Annotated in this window: 6 protein-coding genes; all 6 read right to left on the bottom strand. The window is 62.0% G+C overall.

What is annotated here, in order from left to right; translation table 11 throughout:
- Positions 1-13: 13 nt before the first annotated feature.
- Positions 14-1,192 carry an NAD(P)/FAD-dependent oxidoreductase gene (locus SNL23_RS26885; RefSeq protein ID WP_309254306.1) on the bottom strand — a complete coding sequence of 393 codons (1,179 nt, stop codon included), beginning with the start codon at positions 1,190-1,192 and terminating at the stop codon, positions 14-16.
- 150 nt (positions 1,193-1,342) lie between these two features.
- The gene (gene dbpA / locus SNL23_RS26880; RefSeq protein ID WP_237151081.1) at positions 1,343-2,680 is read right to left on the bottom strand and encodes an ATP-dependent RNA helicase DbpA; all 1,338 of its coding nucleotides are present in this window, start codon (positions 2,678-2,680) and stop codon (positions 1,343-1,345) included.
- Between the two features lie 130 nt (positions 2,681-2,810).
- Positions 2,811-4,238 (bottom strand): multidrug transporter subunit MdtD, encoded by a 1,428-nt coding sequence (gene mdtD / locus SNL23_RS26875; protein ID WP_318304176.1) that lies wholly within the window; start codon positions 4,236-4,238, stop codon positions 2,811-2,813.
- Between the two features lie 37 nt (positions 4,239-4,275).
- Positions 4,276-5,166, bottom strand: a complete 891-nt coding sequence (locus SNL23_RS26870; RefSeq protein WP_318304175.1) for an alpha/beta fold hydrolase — start codon at positions 5,164-5,166, stop codon at positions 4,276-4,278.
- Positions 5,167-5,467: 301 nt separating this feature from the next.
- Positions 5,468-6,784 (bottom strand): TldD/PmbA family protein, encoded by a 1,317-nt coding sequence (locus SNL23_RS26865; RefSeq protein WP_318304174.1) that lies wholly within the window; start codon positions 6,782-6,784, stop codon positions 5,468-5,470.
- Positions 6,784-8,226: a TldD/PmbA family protein gene (locus tag SNL23_RS26860; RefSeq protein ID WP_318304173.1), complete on the bottom strand. Its 1,443-nt coding sequence runs from the start codon at positions 8,224-8,226 to the stop codon at positions 6,784-6,786. Before SNL23_RS26860 ends, SNL23_RS26865 begins: the two co-directional genes overlap by 1 nt.
- Positions 8,227-8,304 lie beyond the last annotated feature (78 nt).

Below are 8,304 nucleotides of genomic sequence, written 5' to 3'. Positions count from 1 at the left end.
TTACCGCATTCCGTCAGGCAAATTGAGCGGCTGCATACCCGGAGGCCCACGCCCACTGAAAGTTGAACCCGCCCAGGTGACCGGTCACATCCAACACTTCGCCGATGAAGTACAAGCCGGGGCTTTTCAGGGACTCCATGGTCTTGGACGAGACTTCCCGCGTGTCCACGCCACCCAAGGTGACCTCGGCGGTGCGATAGCCTTCGGTGCCCGCGGGCACCAATTGCCAGCTCCCCAGTTTGCTGGCGATGTCGGCAATTTCGGCATGGGTGTACTGCTTCATCGGCTTGGAAACGAACCAGGTTTCAGCCAGCAGGTTGGCCATCTTTTTTGTGAAGATCTCACCCAGCAGGGTTTTCAGCTCGCTGTTCGGGCGCTCGACCTGTTGCGCTTGCAGCCAGGTGTGGGCGTCGTGATCGGGCAGCAGGTTGATTTCCACGGTGTCGCCGGATTCCCAGTACGAGGAAATCTGCAGGATCGCCGGCCCGCTCAGGCCACGGTGGGTAAACAGGATGTTCTCGCGAAAGCTCTGGTCGTTGCAGCTCACCAGGCAATCCACGGAAGTACCGGACAGCTCGCCGCACAACTCCTTGAGCTGATCGGTGATGGTGAACGGCACCAGCCCGGCCCGGGTCGGCAGCAGTTCATGGCCGAACTGCTTGGCCACTTGATAACCAAAGCCGGTGGCCCCCAGGGTCGGGATCGACAGCCCGCCGGTGGCGATCACCAGCGATTCGCAGCGCAACTCACCCAGGGTGGTTTGCAACTGATAGCCGCCATCGACCTTGGCAATCTCCTGCACCGACGTGTCCAGGTGCATGCTCACGCCGACCTGGATGCACTCATCCAGCAGCATCCCGAGGATGTCGCTGGACTTGTTGTCGCAGAAAAGCTGGCCGAGTTTCTTCTCGTGGTACGGCACGCCGTGCTTGGCCACCAGCCCGATGAAATCCCACTGGGTGTAGCGGGCCAGGGCAGACTTGCAGAAGTGCGCGTTGTGGGAGAGGAAGTTGGCAGGCTCCGTGTACATATTGGTGAAGTTGCAGCGGCCACCGCCGGACATCAGGATCTTTTTGCCGGCCTTGTTCGCGTGGTCGATCAACATCACCTTGCGCCCACGCCCGGCGGCGGTCAGCGCACACATCAAGCCTGCGGCGCCGGCGCCAATGATTACGACTTCGGTAGAGCGCAAAACGGTGTCCTCACACATGAATCAGAAAGATCCCTGTAGGAGCGAGCTTGCTCGCGAAAAACTTCAACGATAACGCGTGCCGTCTGGGTAAACGCGGCGCGCTCAGGTTTTTCGCGAGCAAGCTCGCTCCTACAGTAGAGCGGTGGCGCTTTAGAGAATACGCACGCGCAACGAACGGCCTTTGATCTTGCCGTCATTCAAGCGCTGCAGCGCCTGCTTGGCGATCCCGCGTTCCACAGCCACGAAGGCCTGGAAATCAAAGATCGCGATCTTGCCTACCTGGGCCCCCGGAATCCCGGCGTCACCGGTCAGTGCGCCAAGGATGTCGCCCGGGCGAACCTTGTCTTTACGGCCGGCGGCAATGCACAGGGTGCTCATCACCGGCAGCAACGGGCCGCCGCTCTGAGGCTTGAGGTTGTCCAGTTGGTCCCAGTTCAGCGGCGACTTCTGCAGTTGCTCGATGGCCTGGGCGCGATGGGCTTCGGACGGTGCAACCAGGCTGATAGCAATGCCAGTCTCGCCCGCACGGCCGGTACGGCCCACACGGTGGATGTGGATTTCCGAGTCGCGGGCCAGTTCGACGTTGATCACCATGTCCAGTGCATCAATGTCCAAGCCGCGGGCGGCAACGTCGGTGGCAACCAGTACCGATGTACTGCGGTTGGCGAACATCGCCAGCACTTGGTCGCGGTCGCGCTGTTCCAGGTCGCCGTGCAGGCCGACGGCGGAAATGCCCTTGGCGGTCAGGTGGTCCACGGTTTCCTGCACTTGCTGCTTGGTAAAGCAGAAGGCTACGCAAGAAGCCGGACGGAAGTGCGCCAACACCTTGGTCACCGCGTCCATGCGCTCTTCCGGGGAAATCTCGTAGAAACGCTGCTCGATCTGATCGTCCGAGTGGAACGCTTCGGCCTTGACCTGCTGTGGCGCGCGCATGAATTTCGAGGCCAGCTGCTTGATGCTCACCGGGTAGGTGGCCGAGAACAGCAGGGTCTGGCGGCGGGCCGGGGTCTTGCTGATGATGTCTTCGATGGCGTCGTAGAAGCCCATGTCGAGCATGCGGTCGGCTTCATCGAGGATCAGCGTATTCAAGCCGTCCAGGACCAGCGAACCCTTGCGCAGGTGCTGCTGGATGCGGCCCGGGGTGCCGACGATGACGTGGGCGCCGTGTTCCAGGGAAGCGATCTGTGGGCCGAGGGACACGCCGCCGCACAGGGTCAGCACCTTGATGTTGTCTTCGGCGCGGGCCAGGCGACGGATTTCCTTGGCAACCTGGTCAGCGAGTTCGCGGGTCGGGCACATGACGAGTGCCTGGCAGCCGAAGTAGCGCGGGTTGATCGGGTTCAACAGGCCGATGCCAAAAGCGGCGGTCTTGCCGCTGCCGGTCTTGGCTTGGGCAATCAGGTCCAGCCCTTTGAGGATCACCGGCAAGCTTTGCGCCTGGATCTGCGTCATCTCGACATAACCCAGCGAGTCGAGGTTAGCCAGCATGGCGGCGGACAGGGGCAAAGTATTAAAAGCGGTGGCGATGGTAGTCACGGGACTGGCTCTGCAAAACAAAATGTCGCGCAGTGTACCAGCCTCGTGGGAATTTCCCTGCAAGTTCTAGACGAGAAGCCTGTTAATGCTCAATGTCGTGCTCACGGCTGACCACGCGTTTGCCGTCTTTTGGCGACAATTGCAGGAAGATCGCCGCCGCCAGCATCGCCATGATGCCCACGGTGACGAAGGTCAATTGGAACGCGCCGAGCACGGTATCGACCCCGTCGTTGCCCACTTCAGCGGTAAAACCGCCCAGCAACGCACCGGCGCAGGCCACCCCCAGGCTCAGGGACAACTGCGCCACCACCGACAGCAAACTGTTGCCGCTGCTGGCCTGGGCGTCGTCGAGGTCGATCAGGGTCACGGTGTTCATCGCGGTAAATTGCAGCGAGTTGATTGCCCCGAGGACCGCCAGCATGCCCAGCAGCAACGGGTAGGGCGTGTGTTCGCTGACCAGACCCATGCTCGCCAGCATGATCCCCAGCGCCAGGGTGTTGCCGGTGAGCACCACGCGGTAGCCCAGGCGCTCGATCAGCGGCCGGGCGATGGACTTGGCAAACATCGCCGCCGCCGCCAGCGGCAGCATGCTCATCCCCGCTTCGGACGGCGAATAACCCAGCGCCACCTGCAACAGCAGCGGCACCAGGAACGGCAACGCGCCGCTGCCCAGGCGGGCGAACAGGTTACCGAGGATGCCCACGGCAAAGGTCCGGGTCTTGAACAGCACCGGCGAGAACAGTGGATTATCGATATGCCCGGCCCGCAGCCAATACGCGGCCAGGCACGCCAGGCCACCGAACAGCAGCAACATCACTCGCAGGTGCGGCAGGTGCAATTCGCCGAGGCCTTCCATGGCGATGGTGATCAGCACCATCGCCGCGCCGAACAGCAGGAAACCCACGCCGTCGAAACGGGTGCGTTCGCTGCCGCGCAGGTCGGGGATGAATTTCCAGACGGCGTAGCAGCCGATGATGCCCACCGGCAGGTTGATCAGGAAGATCCAGTGCCAGGTCAGGTATTGCACCATCCAGCCGCCCATGGTCGGGCCGAGCAGCGGGCCCAGCAGACCGGGAATGGTGATGAAGCCCATGATCCGCACCAACTCCGAACGCGGGTAGGCACGCAGCACCACCAGCCGGCCCACTGGCAACATCAAGGCACCACCCAGGCCCTGGATCACCCGGGCGCCCACCAGCATGGTCAAGGTGCTGGAGAGCGCGCAGAGCAACGAGCCAATGCTGAACAGCATGATCGCGCCGAAGAAAATCTTCTTGGTGCCGAAGCGGTCGGCGACCCAGCCGGAGGCCGGGATCAGCAAGGCCACCGTCAGCATGTAGGCGATCACCACGCCTTGCATACGCAGCGGGTTCTCCGCCAGGTCTCGGGCCATGGCCGGCAAAGCGGTGTTAAGAATCGTCCCATCCAGCGACTGCATGAAGAAGGCAATCGCTACCACCCAAGGTAGCCAGCGGGCGGTCTTGGCATCGAGAGGGGCGCGATTCGGCATGAGTTACCTTTTTTGTTAGCAGCCTATGTTTCGGCGATTATGCGCCATCGGCAGCTCCTTTTCCCACTGGCGCTTCGTCTATATCTGACAACGCCACGTCTTTGCCCACCAGGAAGTCAATCAGCGCCCGGTGCACGGCCAGGGCCGCTTCGCGGGATTCCAGGTCGAGCAAATGGCCGGTGTGCTCGGCCGTGGCAAAGCTGCTGCGGCCTACGTATTTTTTGAACAGTTGGGCTTCATCTGCCGGGGTGAACTCGTCCAGCACGCCGTTGAGGAAGTGCACCGGGGTTTCGATCCGGGTCAATTGCGGCAGGTAGTTGCCGTCACCCAGCGCCAGCACCTGATGGATATGGAACCGCGCCTGGCGATACTCGGTGGTGGCCATGGTCGACAGGTGCCGGTGGTTATTGCGCTTGAGCCGGGGCGACAGGTATTTGCCCACGGTTTCATTCAGCAGATGGCCGACGGCAGATTTGTCATCGGCCTCGATCAGTACGCGCACCCGTTCCACGTACTCGAGCATCGCCCGATTGAGGTTGGGCGCCAGTGCCATCACCACCGAGCTTTCAATGGAGGGCGGATTATGGGCCAGGGTCAGCAGCGTAGAAATCCCGCCCCATGAGGCGGACACCAGATGGTTGACCTGAAAGCGCTCCACCAGTGCCCGCAGGATCTGCACTTCATCGTCCTTGGTCACAAGGTCGAGGTCGGTGTTGTGGGGGCGCGAATAGCCGGAGAACGGCAAGTCGAACATCAGCACATTGAAGTGCTCGGACAGGCACTTGCTGGTGCGGGCAAAAGAGCGGGTGGTGGAGAGCGCGCCATTGACCAACAGCACGGTTTTCTTCTCTGGGTTGTTACCAAGCTGCTCTACGTGAACGTTGTAGTGCTTGAACAGCTTTTCAATGACAAAACTTCCATGGTTCATGTCAACGCTCCAGCTTGCCCTATCCCGGGCAAGGTCATGCATCACTTGAATGTAGGAGCGAGCTTGCTCGCGAAGATCGTCAACGATGACGCGGTTTGCCTGCCTTGACGCGGTGCTCTCGGGTTTTTCGCGAGCAAGCTCGCTCCTACGGTGGCTTTGGGTGGCTGAGTGCCACTAACCGTTATAACGAGAATTCCGGCAGGGAACAACAGACCGGATGGCCGGTATAGAGAGGCGGAAGGTTCGCCGGGAGGGAGGATAATCCCCCGTAGGAATTGTCATTCAAGACGGGGGAGGAGTTTTACAGGGTCAGTGTCAGGCGTTTTACCAACGCCCCCGGCAATAGATTGGATGAGGTATTGCGCTGGCTATACGTACTCGCCGACAGCAGCAATTCCCGATCAGCGGTCAATGCCTCCAACTGCGAACCCAGCAGGCTGTACACGCTGTCATCAAAACGCATGGTGCTGACCGGCGCCTTGATCTCGCCGTCCTCGACCCAGAACGTGGCGAAGCGGGTCATGCCGGTCAGGCGCGCGGCGGGCTGGTCGGAGTAGTTCAGGTACCACAGGTTGCTGATGTACAAACCGGTGCCCAATTGCTTGAGGATATCGGCCTGGGCCAGGCTGCCGGCGGCCATCTGCAAGGCGCTGGGCGATTCATCGCTGCTGGCGCCGTTGGTGCTCAAGCCGTATTCGGCCGCGCTGCGGGAGTTCACCAGTTGGCCTTCGGCCTTGCCGGCATTGATCAGCTTCACGTCGCTGCGTGGATAGCCGTCGCGGGAAAACGCCGAGCTCAGGGAACCACTGACCTGTTCGTCTATGGCCACCAACGGGCTCAAGGCCTGGTCGCCGTTGTACAAGCGTTGCAACGGGCTGCCTTTACTGGCGATGGACTGGGCGGAAAAACCGCCCCAGGTCAGCATGCTGATGATCTCTTCCATGGCCGCCGGCGCCAAGTAGGCGCGGTACTGCCCGGGCGCCAGCGGGTGCAGCGGGCGGCCGAGGAATTCCAGTTGCTCGCGGGCCTGCTGGAAACGCTGGGCGAAGGCCGCGCTGTCCCAATCGTTGCCGGCGTAGCTGGCTTTCACCGCTTCGCCGTTGGCGTGGAACAGGCTGAAGTCGAAGTTGAAACTGTTGGCCTGGTGCCAGCCAAAGGCGCCTGATGAGCTGGCGAAGCCACGACTGATCGGGCCAGCGGCGTAGAAGCCGACCATGTCCACACCTTCGGCGGCCACACTGATTGCTTCCAGCACCTGGGCCAGGTCCGGCAGCGGTCGGTCCTGCTGGTCCTTGTTTTGCCAGGCGTTGTGATTGAGCAGCAGGTACGGATCCTGCGGCAACAACGGCAAGGTCTCGCGCAGCTGTTGCAGGCCGTTGGCCAGGCGCTGGCGATCCAGCTCAGGCTCGCCCGCCAGGGTGATGCCGAGGTCGGCGTGGCGCCCGTCGTTGATCAGCTTCAGGTTCAGGCTGGCTTGTTGCACCTGGCCGGCCTGGCGCACTTTGCCGTGGTTGAAACGCACAAACTCGGAGGACTCGTCGGCGTAGCCGAGGTGGAATTGTTCTGTCTCGGTGATGGCCTGCTTGAGCCAATCCACCAATGCCTTGAAGTTGTTCATCAGGCATCTCCCCCAAATACATCAATATTGCTGAACACACAGGCCGGCGACGCATGGCCGACGCGGATCACCTGGTTCGGTTCGCCCTTGCCGCAGTTCGGCGTGCCCAGGACCCTTGAGGTGCCGGCGTCGCCGACAGCGCTGAGGTTGCGCCAGAACTGCGCGGAAATCGCCCGGTAGTTGGGGTTTTTCACCACGCCTTTGAGCTCGCCGTTTTCAATCAACTGGCCCCATTCGCAACCGAACTGGAATTTGTTGCGCGCGTCGTCAATCGACCAGGAACGGTTGGTGGACATCAGGATGCCGTTCTCGATACCGCCAATCAGCTGCGCCATGTTCTGGTCGCCGACCTCGATATTCAGGTTGGCCATACGGTCGATGGGCGCGCGATTCCAACTGCAGGCACGGCTGTTGGCCACGCCTTGCATGCCGGAGCGGTACTGCGACAGCGCACCGCCCAACGGCTTGAGCAGCAGGCCTTCGCGGATCAGGAATTGTTTGCTGGCCTTCGTGCCGTCGTCGTCATGCCCATAGCTGGCGAGCTGCTCGGGAATGTCCGGGTCGAAGGTTACGTTCAGCAGTTTGGAGCCGTATTGCAGGTGGCCGAAGTCGCTGGCCTTGACGAAGCTGGTGCCGGCGTAATTGCGCTCGTCGCCGAGGATACGGTCGAGTTCCAACGGGTGGCCGATGGACTCGTGGATCTGCAGGATCATCTGGTCTGGCATCAGCAGCAGGTCGCGCGGGCCTTGGGGCGTGTTCGGTGCCAGCAGCAGTTGCAGCGCCTGGTCGGCAATCTGCGGCGCGGCGCCCACCAGGCCGAAGCGGCTGATCACGTCAAAGCCGCCTTGCTGGCCGAAGTTGGTGCCGCCCAGAGTGCGGGTCTGGCTGTCATTGCCATCGTAGGCCGTGACGCTGACGCCGGGGAACACAAACCGCTGGGCCTGGCGCAGTTCGGCGCCGGCGCTGTTGAGGTAGATCTGTTCGACGTGGGTGGTGCCCAGGCTGACTTCCCAGTTCACCAGGCGCTCGTCCTTGGGCACGGCGGCCGATTCGGCGCCGAGCAGTTGGTAGCAATCGCTCAGGGAGGGGAAGGGCTGGTCGAGGTTAGGCGACAGGTAGTCGGCGATGTCGCTGGACACCGGCTGGTCGCGCAGGTCGAGCAGGGCGTGAGGCTTGATCAGTCGGGCTTGCTGTTCGGCGCGCTCAAGGGCGGCTTGCAGGCCGGCCAGGGAAATGTCGTGAGTGGCGGCATAGGCTTCGACGCCGTTGAGGCGCACGGTGAGCATCGCGCCTTCGTCCTGGCTGAGGTGTGGCGGCTCGGCGACGTTCTTGCGTACCGACAGGTACTGGCCGGACTCGCGGACATAGCGCAGGGAGAAGAATTCGGCGGTGGTGCGCAGGGCACCGAAGTGCTTTTTGAGTGTGGCGTGGTGTTCGAACATGGGGCCTTCCTTGTGGGCGGCTCGGCGCGGGCAGGCAAATAGAGTAGGCCTGGGCTAGGGAGCTGATCAAGGAAAGTG

The sequence above is a fragment of the Pseudomonas sp. SED1 genome (genome assembly GCF_034044025.1).
Taxonomy (GTDB): domain Bacteria; phylum Pseudomonadota; class Gammaproteobacteria; order Pseudomonadales; family Pseudomonadaceae; genus Aquipseudomonas.
The sequence above is the reverse complement of the archived record's forward strand: the minus strand, read 5'-3'. Positions and strand labels throughout refer to the sequence as shown.